General features: G+C 58.3%; 14 protein-coding genes. 8 read left to right on the top strand and 6 right to left on the bottom strand.

The window, feature by feature from the left end:
* Positions 1–15: 15 nt before the first annotated feature.
* From IVA91_RS29500 to IVA91_RS29470, 7 genes are all read left to right on the top strand, one after another.
* Complete coding sequence (locus IVA91_RS29500; protein ID WP_247459815.1) at positions 16–1,584, top strand: sugar ABC transporter ATP-binding protein; 1,569 nt, start codon at positions 16–18, stop codon at positions 1,582–1,584.
* Positions 1,581–2,603, top strand: a complete 1,023-nt coding sequence (locus tag IVA91_RS29495) for an ABC transporter permease (protein ID WP_247459813.1) — start codon at positions 1,581–1,583, stop codon at positions 2,601–2,603. The genes IVA91_RS29500 and IVA91_RS29495 overlap by 4 nt, the downstream gene beginning before the upstream one ends.
* Entirely contained in the window at positions 2,596–3,603 is a 1,008-nt protein-coding gene (locus IVA91_RS29490; protein ID WP_247459811.1) for an ABC transporter permease, read from the top strand. Before IVA91_RS29495 ends, IVA91_RS29490 begins: the two co-directional genes overlap by 8 nt.
* 51 nt (positions 3,604–3,654) lie before the next feature.
* Entirely contained in the window at positions 3,655–5,727 is a 2,073-nt protein-coding gene (locus IVA91_RS29485; protein WP_247459809.1) for a hydantoinase/oxoprolinase family protein, read from the top strand.
* A 5-nt stretch (positions 5,728–5,732) separates the two neighbouring features.
* Positions 5,733–7,562 carry a hydantoinase B/oxoprolinase family protein gene (locus IVA91_RS29480; protein WP_247459807.1) on the top strand — a complete coding sequence of 610 codons (1,830 nt, stop codon included), beginning with the start codon at positions 5,733–5,735 and terminating at the stop codon, positions 7,560–7,562.
* A 253-nt stretch (positions 7,563–7,815) separates the two neighbouring features.
* Positions 7,816–8,595 (top strand): cyclase family protein, encoded by a 780-nt coding sequence (locus tag IVA91_RS29475; RefSeq protein ID WP_247459805.1) that lies wholly within the window; start codon positions 7,816–7,818, stop codon positions 8,593–8,595.
* Between the two features lie 135 nt (positions 8,596–8,730).
* Positions 8,731–9,798 carry a hypothetical protein gene (locus IVA91_RS29470; RefSeq protein ID WP_247459804.1) on the top strand — a complete coding sequence of 356 codons (1,068 nt, stop codon included), beginning with the start codon at positions 8,731–8,733 and terminating at the stop codon, positions 9,796–9,798.
* A gap of 160 nt (positions 9,799–9,958) precedes the next feature.
* Here IVA91_RS29470 and IVA91_RS29465 read toward each other — a convergent pair whose 3' ends face one another.
* Both IVA91_RS29465 and IVA91_RS29460 read right to left on the bottom strand, forming a co-directional pair.
* Entirely contained in the window at positions 9,959–10,666 is a 708-nt protein-coding gene (locus IVA91_RS29465) for a GntR family transcriptional regulator (RefSeq protein ID WP_247459802.1), read from the bottom strand.
* 916 nt (positions 10,667–11,582) lie between these two features.
* On the bottom strand, positions 11,583–13,115 hold the full coding sequence (locus IVA91_RS29460; RefSeq protein WP_247459800.1) for a porin: 1,533 nt from the start codon (positions 13,113–13,115) through the stop codon (positions 11,583–11,585).
* Positions 13,116–13,606: 491 nt separating this feature from the next.
* Here IVA91_RS29460 and IVA91_RS29455 point away from each other — a divergent pair, with 491 nt between their 5' ends.
* On the top strand, positions 13,607–14,089 hold the full coding sequence (locus IVA91_RS29455) for a MarR family transcriptional regulator (protein WP_247459798.1): 483 nt from the start codon (positions 13,607–13,609) through the stop codon (positions 14,087–14,089).
* Positions 14,090–14,141: 52 nt separating this feature from the next.
* Here the strand turns inward: IVA91_RS29455 and IVA91_RS29450 are convergent, their stop codons facing one another.
* From IVA91_RS29450 to IVA91_RS29435, 4 genes are all read right to left on the bottom strand, one after another.
* Positions 14,142–14,336: a hypothetical protein gene (locus IVA91_RS29450; protein WP_247459844.1), complete on the bottom strand. Its 195-nt coding sequence runs from the start codon at positions 14,334–14,336 to the stop codon at positions 14,142–14,144.
* Between the two features lie 160 nt (positions 14,337–14,496).
* Positions 14,497–15,750, bottom strand: a complete 1,254-nt coding sequence (locus IVA91_RS29445; protein WP_247459796.1) for a serine hydrolase — start codon at positions 15,748–15,750, stop codon at positions 14,497–14,499.
* 99 nt (positions 15,751–15,849) lie between these two features.
* Positions 15,850–17,205 carry a CapA family protein gene (locus IVA91_RS29440; protein WP_247459794.1) on the bottom strand — a complete coding sequence of 452 codons (1,356 nt, stop codon included), beginning with the start codon at positions 17,203–17,205 and terminating at the stop codon, positions 15,850–15,852.
* A gap of 51 nt (positions 17,206–17,256) precedes the next feature.
* Positions 17,257–18,036: an enoyl-CoA hydratase/isomerase family protein gene (locus IVA91_RS29435; RefSeq protein ID WP_247459792.1), complete on the bottom strand. Its 780-nt coding sequence runs from the start codon at positions 18,034–18,036 to the stop codon at positions 17,257–17,259.
* Between the last annotated feature and the right edge of the window lie 185 nt (positions 18,037–18,221).

Below are 18,221 nucleotides of genomic sequence, written 5' to 3'. Positions count from 1 at the left end.
ATCGTAGGCTGACACATGGCGGAAGCGTTTGTGGAATCATCTCGGAAGGTGGAGGAAAAGGCTCTTGAGCCGATTTTGATCCTTCGAGGGATCACCAAACGCTTCCAAGGCATCACCGCGCTACGGCAGGTCGATTTCGATGTGCGGCCAGGCGAGGTGCATGTGCTCTTCGGTGAGAATGGCGCCGGCAAGTCGACCCTGATCAATGTTATCGCCGGCACATTCCCGGCTGACGAGGGGACTTACCGGTTCGATGGACAGGATCTCAGCCATCTCACCCCCCATCATGCTCGCGGTGCGGGCATCTGCGCGGTGTTTCAGGAGTTTTCCCTCGCGCCAAACCTGACGGTGGTCGAGAACGTCTTTCTCGGCCGTGAGATCAAACGCGGCTGGATCCTCGACATTGCGACAATGCGAAGGCGCGCCCGCGACCTCATTGAAGAGCTGGGCTTTGACCTTAATCTCGACCGAGAGATCGCAACGCTGTCGCGGGCACACCAACAAATGGTGGAGATTGCGAAGGCGCTGCTCGCCGAACCGAGGATCCTGATCCTCGACGAGCCCACCGCGTCCCTGACCGACCGAGAGGCAGGACGGCTTTTTGAGCTCATTGCAGCGCTGAAGGCGCGCGGCGTCGGCATCATCTACGTATCGCATCGGATGCGAGAGATCAAAGCTTTGTCTGACCGGATCACCGTGTTGCGCGATGGTCAGCTTGTCCGGACCCTCGATGCGGCGGCGGTCAGGGAGGCCGATCTCGTCGAACTGATGACCGGCCGCAAGATCGATGGCTTATTCCCGATCTTCGAGCATAAACCCGGACCAATTGCGATCGACATCCGAGGCCTGTCGACAGCAAGTGGAGCGGTTCGCGACGTAAACTTCGTTGCTCGCGCAGGCGAGATCACGGGGATCGCAGGGCTTGTTGGCTGTGGCAAGTCCGAGCTGGTGCGTGCCATCTATGGACTCGAGCAGATAGAGCGCGGCGAAATTCGGCTCCATGACATCGCGCAAACCACGTTTTCTCCCAGGCACAGCCTTCGTCGCGGCGTCGTGTACTTCCCTGCCAATCGCGCGACGGAAGGCTTGGCGCTCGCGCGCGTCGTGCGAGAGAACGCCTCGATGTCGGGCTTGGACGTGCCTGAGTTCGCGCGACGAGGTCTTTTGGATCTGCGGAACGAGCGCTCGCTTGTCCAGCAGGCTGTGAACCGATTGAAACTGCGTCCTCCCCACCTCGAGCATCCAGCCAACAAGCTGTCGGGCGGCAACCGGCAGAAAGTGATGCTAGCCCGTGGCCTACTGCGTGATCTTTCGGTCTTTTTGTTCGACGAGCCGACCGTCGGCATCGATGTGGGCGCCAAGCGCGAGGTCTACGATTTCATGGAACAGCTTCTCGAGGGGGGAGCCGCGGTAGTGGTGGTTTCTTCCGAGCTTCCCGAGGTCCTGGCTTTGTCGAACCGTCTCTATGTGATGCACCACGGGTCCATCGTGAATGAGCTCGAGGGCAGCCAGAAGACGGAGCAAAACGTCTTGGCCAGCTTCTTCCGCAATGAGCCCCGTTCTGCAGCAGGAACAACATCTTGACCATCGAAGAAGCACGCATGCATTCACCCTCGCGGACCGCGAGCGCGCTTGCGCGCTCGATATCCGCCGTCGGCATTCTGCCCATTCTCCTCGCGGTTCTGATCGTCGGAATGTGCCTTGCCGATCCGAGATTTTCCGGAATTGCCAACGTTACGAACATTCTTCGAAACGCATCGATGCTCGCAATTGTGGCGTTCGGCCAGGCCCTCGTACTCATCGCCGGCGGCTTCGATCTGTCGGTTGGTGCGATTGTAGCGCTCTCGAGCGAAATTGCTGCCGTCACCATGCGCTGGGCCGGGACCGCATTCCCCGAGCAAGATGCCTTCATCATCGCCCTGGGCGTCGGTGCCGCGCTTATGACGGGAATTCTCGTTGGCCTTCTCAACGGATTTTGCGTGGCCGTCCTTCGCATTTCCGGCTTCATCGCGACGCTGGGTTCGATGTCTGTGACCCTCGGGATCGCGTTGATCATCACGAATGGCATCCCCGTATATGGCTTGCCGCAGTCTTTTATAAGCCAGTTCGGCCGGGCGCGCTGGTTTGAGCTGCCGAGCGCAGCCTACGTTGCCATCGCAATCCTGCTTGTTCTTGCGTTCATCCAGCGCCGGACCGTTCTTGGGCGCTACCTCTACGCGATCGGCGGCAACGCGGAAGCGGCGATTGTCTCCGGCATTTCGACGCGCCGCTATCAGATCGCTGCCTATGTAATATCTGGCCTGCTTGCGGCAATCACCGGCCTACTTCTGACCGCTCTCGTTGGATCGGGCCAGGCGAGCTTCGGCGGCGACCTGATGATGCTGCAATCGATTGCAGCTGCCGTAATCGGCGGGGTCAGCCTGCACGGTGGCGTGGGGCGCGTCGGCATGGTCGCACTCAGCGCGATCTTTCTGAGCATCCTGTCCAATGCGCTCAATCTTTTGCGCGTCGATTCCCGCATCCAGCCCATCTTTATCGGATTGATCCTGATTTGCGCAGTCGCGCTCGACGAAATCCGCCGCCGGAGAACCGTCCATGACTGATCGCGAGGCTAGCATGAGCGCCCCCTCACCTGCAGCACTCACAACGCGGATCCACTTTTCGCTTCACCAGCTGGTTTTACCGGCCGGCGTCGTGATGTTGTTCGCAGGTTTCGCGCTGGCAGATCCCCGGGTCATGGCACCGGCTAATCTCATCAACATCCTGCAGCAGACGAGCTTCCTGTTTCTGTTCGCGATGGCCCAGACGATCGTGATCATAGGGAAGGGCTTCGACCTGTCTCTCGGTCCGACCGCCTCGATGGTGAGTGTCGGCTCAGCACTCGCGATGGCGGCTCTTGGGTCCGGTGCCAGCGAGGGGGTGATCGTTCTCGCGGGCCTTGCGGCAGGTTCCGGTCTCGGCGCGCTGGTCGGAGCCTTCAATGGAATTGTTGTCGGCTTTTTGCGGGTCACTCCATTCGTCGTGACGCTCGGGAGCTTTAACATCGCAACGGGAATCGCAACGACCCTGTCGGGCGGTCATCCGGTCCAGGGGATGCCTGAGCTGTTCTTCCGGCTGCTCAGCACGGGGACGGTGCTGGGGCTGCCGGCCCCAGTTGTGATTGCCATTGCCTTGGGTCTCGTAATCCATTTCCTGCTGCGCCGGACCGTGTTCGGGCGTGGGCTTTACCTGATCGGTGCGAATGCGCGCGCTGCAGAAGTTGCGGGCATTCCGGTCCGGCTCATCCTGATGTCGGCTTATATCTTGAGCTCTGTTTTGACGGCGCTCGGAGCCATGATTTTGACCGCGCGGACGGGGTCCGGTGAACCGAACATTGGAGGCACCCTCTCACTGCAGTCCGCAGCGGCAGCCATTGTCGGCGGCGCAAGCTTTGCGGGCGGCAGCGGCAGTGCGGGTACGACTCTGCTCGGCTCTCTCTTCATCATCGTTCTGTCGAATGGCATGAACCTCGTGCAGATCAGCGGCTATGTGCAGATGATCGTGCTCGGGGTCATCGTAATTGCCGGCGTGCTGCTCGATCGCCTCCGGGCGCAACAAAGCTGAGCTGCGGATTGCACGACAACTTGCATCAAGCCTTGGAGAGTACGACTTAACATGTCTTACGTGATCACGATCGACACCGGAGGAACATTCACAGACGCGGTCATCCAGGATGAGGCTGGCCGGCTGACCATTGGGAAGGCGTTGACGACTCCCAAACGCGCGTTCGAAGGCATGTTCGGTGCAATCTCCGCGGCAGCCCGTTTGCTCGATGTGACGCCGGAGCATGTGATCCGTCATGCGGGCCGTCTCATTTTCGGGACGACGCGTGCGACAAACGCAATCGTGACCCGATCGACGGCACGAACCGCCTTCTTCGCCACGGCCGGCTTTCCGGACATCCTCTACCTCAGGGAGGGTGGCAAGAAGGACGCGCATGATTTTCGCACCCCCTTCCCTGAACCCTATGTGCCGCGCCGTCTGACCTTCGAAATCAAAGAGAGGATCAACGCGGAAGGCGGTGTGGAGACCGCCCTTGATGAGGCTGGGGCAATCGCTGCCGCACGTGCTCTAGCTGGCCTCGGCGTCGAGGCCGTCGGCGTTTGCCTTCTGTGGTCGATTGTCAACCCGGAGCACGAACTGCGCGTTGAGCAGATTCTCAAGGAACATGCTCCTCACGTGGCGATCACCTTGTCACACCAGATGCTGCCCATTCCGCGAGAATACCGTCGTGCCTCGGCGACCGTACTCGATGCGTCGCTCAAGCCCGTGATGCAGAAGTTTCTGGAGGATATGGCGGCCGATCTCGGCCGGCTTGGCTTTTCGGGCGACCTGCTCGTTTCGACGACAGTGGGCGGATGTATCGAGGTCGCCTCGGCCGCTCGCCGCCCCGTTCACCTCGCCAAGTCTGGACCAGCCATGGTCCCGCTGGCTGCCCGGGAATATGCCGGCCGGGTCACCTCAAACGGCGACGTCATTATTTGCGATACGGGCGGCACAACCTTCGACGTCGGCCTAATCCGTGATGGAGAGGTCGTTCGTACGCGTGAGACTTGGCTTGGGCCCCGTTACACCGGAGAACTGCTGGCTCTATCCTCCGTGGACATTCGCAGCGTTGGCGCCGGTGGTGGTTCGATCGCCTGGGTCGATGATGGAGGACTGCTGCGCGTCGGTCCGCAAAGCGCCGGATCGGTGCCGGGGCCTGCCTGTTATCCGCGCGGGGGGAAGCTGCCGACCGTAACAGACGCCGCCGTCGTAGCCGGCTATATTGACCCGCATCTTTTTCTGGGCGGCAGTATCACCCTTGATGCTGCCGCGGCACAGACCGCCGTTGCAACCGTTGCTGATCGGCTCTCGCTTTCTGCGGAGGAGACCGCTCTGGCAATCTTGCGGATTGCCAATGAGACCATGATCTCCGCAATCCAGGATATCACCGTGTCCGAAGGCGTAGATCCGCGGCAGAGCGTCTTCGTGGCGGGCGGGGGCGCCGCAGGGCTCAACATCGCGTCAGTTGCCCGCGCGCTGGGCTGCAAGACGGTTCTTCTTCCGCAGACGGCCAGCGCATTGAGCGCCTGCGGGATGCAATTCTCCGACGTGGTCGCCGAGGAGGCAGCGAGTGGCATCACGAGCTCCGACGCTTTCAATGAAAACGTGGTTCGACAAGCCCTAAGCCGCGCCCATGCAGCACTTGAGCGATTGCGATCGGGATTGAAAATTGCCCGAAATGCGCCTTGCAGCTTTGAAATCGCGGTGGATGCCCGCTACCGGGCCCAAATCTGGGAACTCGAGGTCCCTCTTCCCGGCCTTGCGATTGATGGCGAACTCAACGCCGCCGAGCTTACGCAGCGCTTCCACAAGGCCCATGAACGCACGTTTGGCGTAGACGATCCGGACGGCATCGTCGAATTCCTGACCTGGAAAGTAAGGCTTCGCGTCGCCCTGCCCCGTCCTGTTGCTAAGCCGATTGCGGCCGAGAGCAGCAGCGCTCTCCTCAAGAGAAAGGGCGCCTATTTTCCCGGACGTGGGCTTGTCGACACGCCATTTTACGACGGCCCCGCCTTGAAGCCGGACGCGGAAGTAATTGGCCCCGCCATTATCCTTGAACCGACGACCACCATTGTCGTGCCGCCCGATGCATCCGCCTGTCTGTCTCCGACGGGCAGCTATCTCCTGAACCTGGAAAGGTAACCCCCATGAGACAGCAACCCAGCGTGGGCCCGGCCGGCGATCAGGCGCCGAAATCGACCCCGGTCACATTTACCGATCCCGTCTTGGCGGCAGTTCTTGCCAACCGTTTCGAGGCAATCGTGCGCGAAATGACCAACACGGTCCTTCGCTCTGCGCGCTCGGTCATCGTCAGTAACGGACGAGACTTCTCGTGCGCAATTGTCAGTGGCGATGGCGAACTCGTCTCGGTCGCCGACGGACTGCCCGTTCATACGTTCAACTCGCATATGCAGGCGGCCAATATCGCGCGTCTTCACCCCGATCTGGCGGAAGGTGACGCCTTCATCGACAACGATCCTTATAGAGGCAACACGCATCCTGCTGACCAGACGGTCATGGTCCCGGTCTTTGTCGATGGTGAACATCTCTTCACAGCCTGCGCCAAGGCGCACCAGGCTGACATCGGCAACAGCCTGCCCACAACGTATCACCCGTTTGCGAAGGACGTGTACGAGGAAGGCGCCATCATCTTCCCTTGCATGCGGCTACAGCGAAACGGGCGCACCATTGAGGACGTTATTCGCTTAGGGATGCGACGGATTCGCGTTCCAGAGCAGTGGCGTGGGGATCTCCTCGCGACGCTCGGGGCCGCGCGCATTGCCGAGCGGCGTCTGAAAGAGCTCTGCCGGGAGCATGGAACGGCGAGGATCAAGACCTTCATCAAGGAATGGCTCGACTATTCCGAGCGCCTCATGGCGTCTCGGATCTCAGCTCTACCGACGGGTCACATGGACGTGAGCTCAACGCACGACCCGGTCCCGGGATTTCTGCCCGATGGCATCGCGGTCAAGGCCGTCATTGACGTTGATCCTGACGCGGGTGAAATCACGGTTGACCTCCAACACAACGACGACTGCGTCAAAGCTGGCTTCAACCAGACCGAAGCGACCGCACGCAGCAGTGTCATGGCGGCGATCTATCATAGCTTGGGCACCGGACTGCCGCGCAATTCGGGTGCGTTCCGCCGCATCAAAGTTCTGCTGCGCGAAAACTCGGTCGTCGGCATTCCGCGATTTCCAGCAAGTTGCTCGATCGCCACGACCAATGTCGCCGATCGCCTCGTCAACCTGGTTCAATCCGCGCTTGCTGGCCTCGGCCATGATATTGGCCTCGCCGAAGGGGGCCTATGCATGGGAGTGAACTCCGGTGTCATTTCGGGTGAGGACTTTCGGAACGGGGGGCGCGCTTATATCAGCCAACTTACGCTCGCCTCGAACGGCGGACCGGCATCCGCATTTGCCGACGGCTGGGGAACGTACGGCATCCCTGCAGCTTCGGGCCTGACCTATCGCGACAGTGTCGAGATCAACGAAATCAAGTTTCCCATGATCGTCGATCACCTGCGTCTTGTACCTGGAAGCGCCGGAGCCGGCGAGCATCGAGGTGGCTTGGCGGTGGAGACTTGCTACCGTGTCCGCGAGGGTACCATGACTGTTGTCACCAACTCGGATGGCCAATTGTTTGCGCCGCAAGGCGTACTAGGCGGGCAATCGGGTGCTCTTGGCGCATCCTATTTGGTTCACGAGGACGGCCGTGAAGAGCGGATTCCGGGCTTCGGCGTCCACGTCGTCCGCAAGGGACAGGCCTTGCGCGGCACCACCAATGGGGGCGGTGGCTTCGGCGATCCGGCCAAGAGAGATCCCGCCTTGGTGCTGCGCGACGTTTGCGAGATGCGCGAGACCATCGAACGCGCCCGCGACACGTATCAGGTCGTCCTGACGGAGAACGCCACAGTAGGAACGCTTGCCGTCGACGCAGAACGCACTGCCAAGATGCGCCGCCTCGAGGTGATCTGATGCAGCCGCAATCTTCGACGCCCATTCCTGGATTCAAAACTGGGGCCGAGAACGCATACGTCGGCCCGATACCTCCACGGAAGATCGAAAGATGGGGGAGCCCGTGAGCCAGGAACATCCACACTCTTTCGTGGACCTGCACCTGGATCTCAATCCACCCGACTACGCGTTAGGGAATGCCGGTTGCAGCGCTGAACAATAGTGCAGCCCCAGGATTCCACTCCGGAAATCATACGCATCTGAAGGGTTCAAAATGGCGGATTCAAGCGCATTCACACCGAAGCGCGGCTTCGATGCAGTCAGGGCCGCCGCTCGGCACCTCCAAAGTCTGCGGCCGGTTGACCTTGCGCCCACCCTGGGCCGAGGCATTCCTCGTTGGCCGAGCCATCCGCATTTGATCATCGATCCGACCATCGTGCATGAGAACGATGGTTACTACTGTCAAAACCTGAGTATGGCCGAGCATATCGGCTGTCACGTGGATGCACCCGCCCATACGGTCGTGGATCAGATGCACGCCACAATCGACGCCGTTCCTGTCGACCGCCTTGTTGCGGAGGCAGTCGTCTACGACTTCTCTGATCGAGACTGGAAGCCTGGCGACATCCTGACCCCCTCAGACATCGAGGCTTATGAACGCAAGCATGGCATCTCCGTGGGCCCGGACGAGATAGCACTTGTGAACTTCGGCTGGCTGAAAAAGCATTGGAGACGAGATGCACAGGCCCAATGGTACGCTCGCAATTCGCCAGGCATGAATGAAGAACTTGTGCTCCTGTTCAAGGAGCGCAACGTCCGTGCCGTCGGCGCGGACACAATTGCATGCGAAGCGGCGCTAGTAGATGGCGCATCGACCGGTACACTTCCTGGACACTTCAAGCATTGGCTGCCGAATGGCATCCTGATCCTGGAATGTGTCGCCAATCTGGAGCGCGTCTCGCGGCGCTGTCTCTTCATGGCTGCGCCGCTACCTATCGAACACGGCTCCGGCTCTCCACTTCGGCCGATAGCCTATTGCTGCGATGAACACTGAATTTAACTTGCTCCGATTGCTTCAATCAGTTGAGTTTTTCAATGAACCATTGCGATCATCTATCAATTGAAACGCTTTGAAGACCGAGGCGGACCCGCAAGGCAAATTAATGGCTACGCGATGGGAACGAGTCGGATGGAAAGAGCGGCACGCTGGCAACTCAAAAGCGATCTTGCAACCATTAGAGAACGGGCTTCGGCGTTTCTGAACAATCCGGTTCCCGCTTACAGGGATATGCAAACGACGACGCAATGGTCGTCCGAGTGGATCGATATTGCGGAAGTTCATTCGCAATTTGGCGAAGAGCGCATAAACAGAGGAAACTCAGATGCGGCGACGGAAGCTTGGCTTTGCGCGTTGACCGCCTACGAAGTTGCAAGGCGACTGATCACTGGAAGCGATCAACTCGCTATCCTTGTTGCCGGGATCGAGCGCTGCATTCAGAGGCTCGAGCAATCGACGAAAAACAGGATCGAGCGGGTCAGGATCGGAGCCGGCGAGCCGCCGGAGTTAGAGGCGCTCTACTTACGTTGTGGCTCAGGTTTGCACAAACAGGCAGTGATTTGCATCAGCACGGAGCAAGAACCGGGAGCAATACTGTTCAGTCGACTTTTATCCGCAACCTTCAACCGCAAGCTCTCACTTCTCATCATCTCACACGACGATCTCCTTCACGACTCGCGCCACGAAGTGAATATGCAGCTGTCAAGCTGCTTGGAGTACTTGTCAGCTCGGCCGGATGTCGACCCTGATCGCATTGGCGTCTACGGAGACGGTATTTCAAGCGCTCTTGCAACCGACTTCGCTGCCTCGGACAGCCGTGTTGCGGCGGCTGTATGCGACGGTGGGCTTTGGAGTTCGTCACGTAGTAGCGCCTCGATCGGTTGGCTCTCAGGAGCCGGTAATGCAATTGATGGACTTGCAATGTCATCGCATCGTTCCCAACGGATCCGGCAGCTTAGATGCCCAGTTCTAGTCGTCATGGGGAGCCGAGGCCTTGTCAGCGCATCCGAGGCGGTCTCGCTGCAAGCCCATTGCATGGCCGAGTGCATCGATCTGGAGCTGGCCATGGCCCCCATCATCCGAGCGTCCGGAGACGAGATTGAAAACTTCGTGAGTCTCGATGATCGTACCTTCACGTGGCTAGAGACGAAGCTTGGGACTTCTCAAGCCTTAACTTCAAGCGAATCGCAATTCGACTAGTTGCGGAGTCAAGCACCGCCATCCTCAGCGGACCTGAAAACATCTGAGTTACGGAAGAATTGCTTTTCGTGCCTCCCCTGCGTTCGACGCTATAAAGGTGGACTGCTTGCTCTGTTTCGCAATAGCAAGATCGCATCGGACACAAAGTTCTGGATGCCAATCAAGCATTTTCTGGTTCAGTCTGCCTAGATTGGACGAGATTGCTCAACCGGCGATATCCCTCACGCAGGTCGTTTTCGATCGCGGCGCGCACCGTGCTCGGATCTCGTTCTTTCAACCCACCAATGGCCCATTGATGGTTCGAGACGCCGCGCCGATGAATTGCAAACTCCGGATAGAGATCATTTAGAGAAGGACCGATGCGCAACCACTGCGACTCAATCAGGGTAACCAAGCGGGGCATTTCGGAAGCCGCATAGAGGCGGAAGTGGAAGGCTTTGTTGAGGCGAAGCACGTCTGTGTATTGCGCCTCGTCCATCGCTTCATTGATTCGGATCTGCGTTTCCTCGAGAAACGAAATGTCGGCATCGTTCATGTGTGGGGTGGCTTCAAAGGCCGCCAGACCTTCGAGGGCAAGCCGAATCTTCGTCACCTCATCGAGAGTGCTGATCGTGAGGACCGGCACGACGACGGTTTTTGGCCCAAGATTGACGAGGGCCCCCTCACCGATCAAACGAACGATCGCGTCTCGGACGGGCGTCGTACTCACGCCGAGCGCTTGTGCTGCGGAACGGACCGTAAGCTTGCTGCCGGGCACAAACTGGCCGCTAATGATGGATTCCTTGAGCGAAGCGTAGGCAAGTTCACCCAAACTGGCTTGGCGACCGAGAGGCGCGAGGGGAGCCGCAATATCCGATTTCTCTAGCATAATGCCTCAATGCCTCAAGTGTCACTCGTTATACCAAACACCAAAACACAAAGCCACCCTTTTGCGGCGTTAGAGAGTAGCCGGACATTGGGCTTTGCCATTCGTGATCTGGCGCGCCGCTTCCCGCGCCGTTCCTCTGAGTGCAACCGCGTCAGATCCAAAGCGATATATTGGAAGGACAACCTGCCGGAAAGCCGGGTCTCGGCTTGCGCCGCAGATTGGCTGGCCCGTCAAGGCTGGATCAATGCTGCTGAACACTGAACAGCAGCCGCACTCAGCATAAGGTACGGAATGAGCAGCATCGCGTGAGCAACAACGAAGTCGATCAGGTTTCCCGTCAAGCCAAACGAAACGCAGACAGGATAAACTGCCCAGCAAATTGATGGGCGCAACGATCTAAAAGGTGCCGGCGGGGTTCACCTGTCCGCTCCCCTCTTTGAGCGGGGTGGATGTCGGGGCCGTAGCTCTGGCGGCGTGACGCCTACCCTTACGTCACGAGCCGAGTGAAACTCTCGCCTCTGATTGTCGCGCTTGTCCATCCTGATCGCCGCGCGACACTTTGACGTAATTCGCTCTCGTGCGCTGCGATATAACTTAAGCTCATGCTCTCAGGCATTCACGCTCGCGGCTTATTGCCAGCTCGGCTCTCCGACTTTCTCAGAGGTCCAGCGAGATGAGTTTCCATCGAAACGGCGCACAAATCGGATTCCGCTGCTTATGTCTGAACTCTGAGGCAAGCTGATGTGAGTGCTAAGTCTATTAGCGTGCGTTCGCCAGGAAGCCGGCCAGATCGAATTTTGCGTCAATCGATCGGTTCGAAACAAATCAAAGGCCTCCGGCGGGCATGCCGGAGGCCTTCTTGGAGGTGAACCTGGATCGATAAAGCCACTTCTCCTTTGCTGATGCGACAGAAGACTTAGAAATTGCGCTGCGCGCGGAACATCACCTGCAGGCTGCTCTGATCCTTCAGCTCGTAGGTTGCCGCCGGCTTGGCGATGCCAGCCTGCACCGGCAGGGCGACCGTGCTTCCGCTCGCATATTTCTGGTCGAGCATCGTGTAAGCGAGCTCGGTCGAGAAAGTCAGGCCCTTGACCGGATTCCAGCGCGTCGCTACGCCAACAACCGAATAGTTGAAGTCGGGATTACAACCAGCGAGGCCGCTCGACAGCGCAAGTGTCCCAACGACGGCGCCACAGATGTACCCCTTGGCCGTGCCGTTGTATTGTACTGCACCAAAGCCGCCAAAGATGGCACTGTTCCAGTATGGGTTCCAGTTGTGAGTGTACGCGCCATTGAACCCGTACGTCGTCGTCAGCTGCTGGCCAGCGCCGGCGACGAACACAGAGTCAACAACGCCAGCTAGACCGACACTCTGATACGCCCCTGCCAATCCAGTGCCGCCGTAGATGGCATAAGTGAGCGGCGCATATGACTGGAAGTTGTAAACGCTTGCACCGTTCGTGTAGACGCCCTGGAGGTTGATGGTGTCGCCGGCACCGGTCGGGATATTTTTGATCGACAGCGCAAGCTGACCGGCCCAGCCCCACTTGTCGGCCGGATGACCGGTCGTCTCATCGACACCATAATAGCCAGCATGATTATCGTGTGCGGCGACGGATGCCTGGAAAAGACCCCAAGCCTGGTCGACCCTCAGCATGGCTACGAGGTCGGGAGTGCGCGAACCGCCGGTGTCGTACGCGCCGTACGTACCCGTTGCAAGACCTGCAGCCGTCGCAGCGCTGACGTTCCAGATGCCCGTTGTACGCTGAACCTGATCCTCAGCCGAGAAGGAGGCAGTAATGCCTTGGCCGAAATCAGCAGTGTAGGCAAACTGGTTGACGGCCTCCCATCCGCCGCCGCCAGGCATGCCGTCGAAGGCGTTTCCGGGATAGTTCGTCCAAGGCGAGGAGAACTGCGACTGCGCTCTGCCGATAGTGAAACCGGCGAACTGCATGAAAGCATAATAGACGGTGAGCGAACCACCAGCAACGGACCCGCTGCCACTCCCGGCCGGATTGCTACCATTGTAGGCCGTCGCGCCATTGATCAGGCTGCTCCCCGCCCCGCCGTAACCGCCCGCGCTCCAGGTGAAGGCTAACTCGGCATAGGTGCGAAGGACGCCATACTCGGTAGCCGTCCGCGTATCAGTGCTGAAATCGAAACGAGATTGCGCCGTGTAGTAGTTGCTCAGGCGGTTATGTGCGCCTGCGACACCACCAGTCGCCGCTCCCCAGACGCTGTTTGTGCCGAGCGCCGTTGTAGCACGCAAGTAGCCACCAAGCTTGATGCACGTGTCGGTGCCGGGAATGTAATAAAATCCGGCGCCATACAGCGAACAGATTTTCACGTACTCGACCGCTTTTGCCTTCACGGGAAGATCTGCGGCCTGAGCCCCGGCGCCAGCAAACATCGCGGCCGAACCGAGGATAAAGCTCTTCATCAATTTCATCGTTGAACCTCCAAGTTGGAAACGTCGTTTCCGTCCTTCAAAGATCCGCTGCAGCTGGCCTCACCTCCTGGCGGGTGCTTGACGGACGACGTCGAGGCGCCCCCTCTCCGTCAGCCGAAGGTCTAATTCGTCATTTTAATTGCATCAATCAATTAATATAAGAAAGCTTTTTTCGGTCCGAGACTGTGGTATTTAGGCAACGACCCATATCTTGCCGCACGAGACATGTGCGAAAAAAGCAAAAAAAGCAAAAAAAAGAACCCCCAGGGGGCATCCCAGAGGTTCTCCTTGGAGATTTAAACATGATCGTCGAAGAGCCCCTCAACGATCCGGGAATGTCTTTATCAAAACTAATTGTACATATCAATTTATTTCTTACATGCCGCCTATGCCCTTCGAGCCCTTTCAGGGTCTGTCGAACCGGTCTACCCGTGGGGTCAAGCCACGTGGCGGCTCAATCTCGCGCCCCCGGGTTTGACGGAACAACCAACATGGCTGAAAAACCAAAAATGGACAGGGCCGTCCGGGACTTCATCTGGAACGTTGTCGAGATCCATTCCCAAATCGAGGAAATCCATAAGAGCTGGGCGGAGCTACTGGGTTTGACCGAGCCCCAGTGGTTGATCCTCATGGCTATCGACGAACTCGATGAGGGTCGCGGTGTCTCCGGGATAGCGGTTGCAAACAAACTTCGAATTCATCCTGCGTTCGTTACCAACCAAACGAAAAAGTTAGAGACAATGGAGTTCTTGACGCGCAAGCCATCGCCAGATGATGCAAGATTCATTCAAATGTCCGTCACAGACACGGCCCGCGGAGAAATCTCAAAGCTATCAGCCAAGAGGGAAGCGCTGAATGCGGCGCTGTTTGAGGGGCTGGACGAGGCGTCACTCGACTACCTCAACAAGCGGCTGACCTCGATTGCAAAAAATAGCCGATTGGCGTCTCAAAAGCTAACTATTGGCGTGCTCTAGAGTAGGCCTGAATAGTTACGACCCGTTCGCATAACCTCGCCGTTTCCTTCACCTAGCTCCGGACCAAGATGAGAGCTTCATTCAGCGAACGCCGGAAAGATGAGAGCTGCCGGTACAATGCCCGGGAGAACCACAGCGCTTCCCATCGCTCGGCCAGCAAAATCTCCAGCTTGTCGCCGAGCCGCTTGCGCCAGTGGCTCAGGTCCGAGCGCTCGTGCGGGAAGACGTGCTGGAAGAACTTAGTCATGCCGTCCCCCGCTCAATTCGGCTTCTTAACGGACGACTGACTAGACTAAGTCCACGTCAATGCGCACCGCCATGCAAGCAGCCTGTAGTTCGATTTTCCTCTGACACGGTAGCCACGCCGCGCCCGCCGGCTACCACCAAGTATTTACACCGTCCCCGGCTTAGCTGCGCAGCATCCTTCCCAGCGCGCGCATCTGCGGTACGCTGATAGGCCCATGCCCAGCTGACGCCGCCGCGATCGGATGGGAACCAAAGCGAGCGATCACCATCTCGGCGCTCGGAGCGATATACAGTCGCTGGCCGTGAATTCCGGACGCTTGGAAAGCGCCAAATTCGTCGTTTGTGACCCACCATTGGCTGCGGTAGGAACTCTTCACCCCATTGGTGGTGAAGTTGGCCGAATGGTCACCCATTCTGACATCACGGATCACCTCCGCCGGAATGATCTGCTTGCCATTGTATGCGCCGTCGCAGCGCATCATCTCGCCGAAGCGCGCCATATCGCGCAGAGTGGCCGAAAGGCCGCCACCCGCGTGCGGCATTCCTGTAACATCGATCGTGAGATAGCCGTCGTCTTCGCACCCGAGAGGGTCCCAGAGCATTTCATGTAGTAGCTGAGCGAGGGACCTGCCGGTGACTCTTGTCATAACCCACGACAGAACTTCGGTGTTGATCGTCTTGTAGCTGAAATCGGCCCCGTGTTCGCCCTCCTTTGTCACCGACAATAGATATTGGCAAAGATTTGAGGGACCGGCGTAGCCGGCCGGCCGAGGGCGAAAGCCGACTGATTGCGAGTACTTCCACACGCTCGCGTTCTTATCGGTGTACTCCTCCGAGTACGCCAGACCGGTTTGCATGTCCATAACCTGACGCAACGTCGCGTCACCCCAGGCGGTGTGTTGCAATTCGGGCAGGTAATTCGGCACCGTCCTAACGTCATCGAGAACACCCTCATGGACAAGCGCCGCAGCCAAAGTCCCGACGTATGACTTTGTGATGGAATGCGCCGCATGGGGCACATGCGGGCCCAGAACGCCAAGGTAGCGCTCGTAGACGATCCGTCCTCGGTGCAATACTAAATATCCATCGGTATATGTGTCGAACAATGTGTCTTCGAATCGACGAACGCTTCCGTTTGTGTCCGTGCAGATCAGTGCATCAATCTCCTCTGTTCTGTCGTTGCCTGCGAGGACCGAAGGTCCGCCGTCGCTATGCCGGACATTGACGGTCGGGATCAGCTCTCGCATATGAGAAAAAGACCATCGAACCTGCGGGAACTCGAATGCATTGTCCGAAAATGCAATCCTTGCGGCAAGCGGCGGAGGACTGCCGCGCATCCAGCCGAGCTGAAGCGGATCCGACGCCCGGCCGTCGAGGTACCTGGTCCCCTGGAATTCAAGTGTGTTGACAGCCATCGGTCTCAATTCTTTCAATGCGTTGGTACGAACTTAAATTACTACCCTATTGAATGGTCTTGCCTGCTCAAGGCTGACACGGCAATCCCGACATTCACCTCAGTCGGGCCTAATCGTGGCGACACCCTCACGGATGGAGATCCGGGTGCCAAAGGGCGCCGACAGCTCTTGAAGTCTTCGCAGGATCTTCTCAGCCTGGTCCCCCTTCGCCAGGCGTGGGATGCCGCGGTTTGCCAATCGATCCGTGAAGCCGAGTTCGATGGGGTAAAGCAGCAACTGGGCAAGCCGGTTGTTTTCAAACCTGGATACCGCAATGACGCTCTCATAAAATAGGCAATTTGCGAAGCCACCGGTCCTCGACATCTCCGCGGCTGTTACTTCCGCGTCGGTGTGGATCCGGGGGTCCTTCGCGTAGAGGTCGAACATATCGGAGCCACTGGGCGTCCGCAGATCGTCCATCACGAAATTCCCCGTCCCGTACAGGATGGGGCGCCCCTTGTAGATCTCGATGCCGCGAAGCTGGTGGGGCCCGTGGCCGATATAGGCGTCGGCGCCGGTATCGATCAGCTTACGTGCGAACGAGGCTTCATAGTCCGGAGGTTCCTGGCACCAGTTGCCGGGCTCGTGGCCATGGTTCGTGGCGATACAAAAATCGGCAAGCTGTTTGCCTCGGCGCACATTCCGAAGGATTTCGGCCAGATCACGAGGGTCAACCTCGTAGCTGTAGGCAGCCTGGCTGCCCGCCTTGTATTCTGTCCCAGCGAGAACAACATTCTTCGAGTCAGCCGTGTCGGGTTTTGGACCGGGCAAGACATCTCGGATGCGTCTTAAGCTCTCGAGCATTTCCTGGGGAATCGCGATTCTGCGCTTCAAGCGCAGACCATTGACGCCTGGCCTCCCTGGCGCCTCACCGGCTGGGTCGGCGGCACGAGATAGCGGCGTGAATGTTGACGCAAAAGAGATCAGGGCCACACGACCACGGGGGGTTTCTAGAAAACGAGCGGCTCCGGCCTGTGCGAGATTTTCGCCCACACCGGCAAAGACGATACCATTTTGATCTAGCGTTCGAGCTGTCTCCCGCATCCCCTCTACGCCCCAATCGCATGTATGATTATTTGCGTAACTCATGAGATTAAATCCCATGGCGTTCAAATCAGGACCGAGCCCCGGCAGGCTGACGTGATACGCTCCCCCGTATTCAGCTTGCGGGCTCCCCTTGAAAGTTCGAATGTCAAAGATATTGGTTTCCATGTTGCCAAACGTAACATCGCCCTCACGAAGCAGCTTGATCACCTCATCGCAGCCTTTGTCCTTCAGTTTGGTCAGGGGGCGCGTCGCAATGACATCCCCAACCGCGATCATCGTGAATCCATCCGCGACGTTAGTTGCAGTTGAGCCGGCTGCATCATAGCCCGTGTGTCGAAAAACCTCGTCATAATCTGAACGCTCTATCATAGAATTCCTCACCAGATCCCCAAGGTAGAAACCGTCAATTTAAAGCATCGGCTAAGAACCACCAAACATCGGATTGCGCTTGTCACGCCATGCGGCTACGCCCTCAATCATGTCGTTCGAACGGAGCGTGTTGGTCTCGCTAAGACGAATGGCGCACTCATCAACGTGGTCGTCCGCTATCGCATTGAGCGCTGCTTTCATGCCGCCTACCGCGAGAGGCGCCAAAGCTTCTACCAGCTTTGCCGTCTGTAACGCCTCCGCCAACAAGCGGTCTGCAGCAACGATCCGATGAAGATATCCAATGGCCATCATTTGATCTGCGTCGAGCTTCTCGGCCAAGAGCAAGAGACGCTTAGCACTGTCCAAGCCGAGACGTGAAACGTAACGGCGGAGCCCGCTTAGGTAATATTGCAGTCCCAGGCGCGCCGCTGGCACAAGCATCTCGCATGTCGACACTCCGTATCGAAAATCGCACGCAAGCGCCAAATCTGTCGCTCCACCGTATACGCCACCATTTAGGGCACATATCGTTACCTGCGGAAGGTGCTCTAGTGCATCAACCATCCGCGCGAACGCGTTTTCGACAACCACGCCGGTCGGATTTGCCGTCTCGGAGATCGAGTTCAAGTCATAACCACCACTGAAATGCTTGCCCTTTGCAGTGAGCACGACTGCTCGCATGGTCAAGTCATTTTTCAGTTGATCCCAATATGCCTGCAGCTGGAGGACGTCTTGCGGTTGTAGTCTGTTAGCGTGGATAGGGCGCCGCAATGTTACGATGGCAATGGCACCCTGTTTAACCAGAAGGGGTGCGCCGGAATTGTCAGACACGTCTGTCTCCTGTGTCAACTAGCATACCGTCTTGTCGTAAAAAGACGCTGGGCTGCATCGCCCTGATATAGGCAGCCGGGCAAGCTGCAGATTCATCATTGTCAATCCCACGCGACCTGACCTTCTCGGCGGCCTATCGCACCCTGGGTACTCGCGTTCGGCAAGCTCGATAGGGCCTTCCGAGT

It is taken from the genome of Bradyrhizobium sp. 153 (assembly GCF_023073835.1).
Classification (GTDB): Bacteria; Pseudomonadota; Alphaproteobacteria; order Rhizobiales; family Xanthobacteraceae; genus Bradyrhizobium.
Note: the sequence above shows the minus strand (reverse complement) of the source record. Positions and strands in the feature narration are given on the sequence as shown.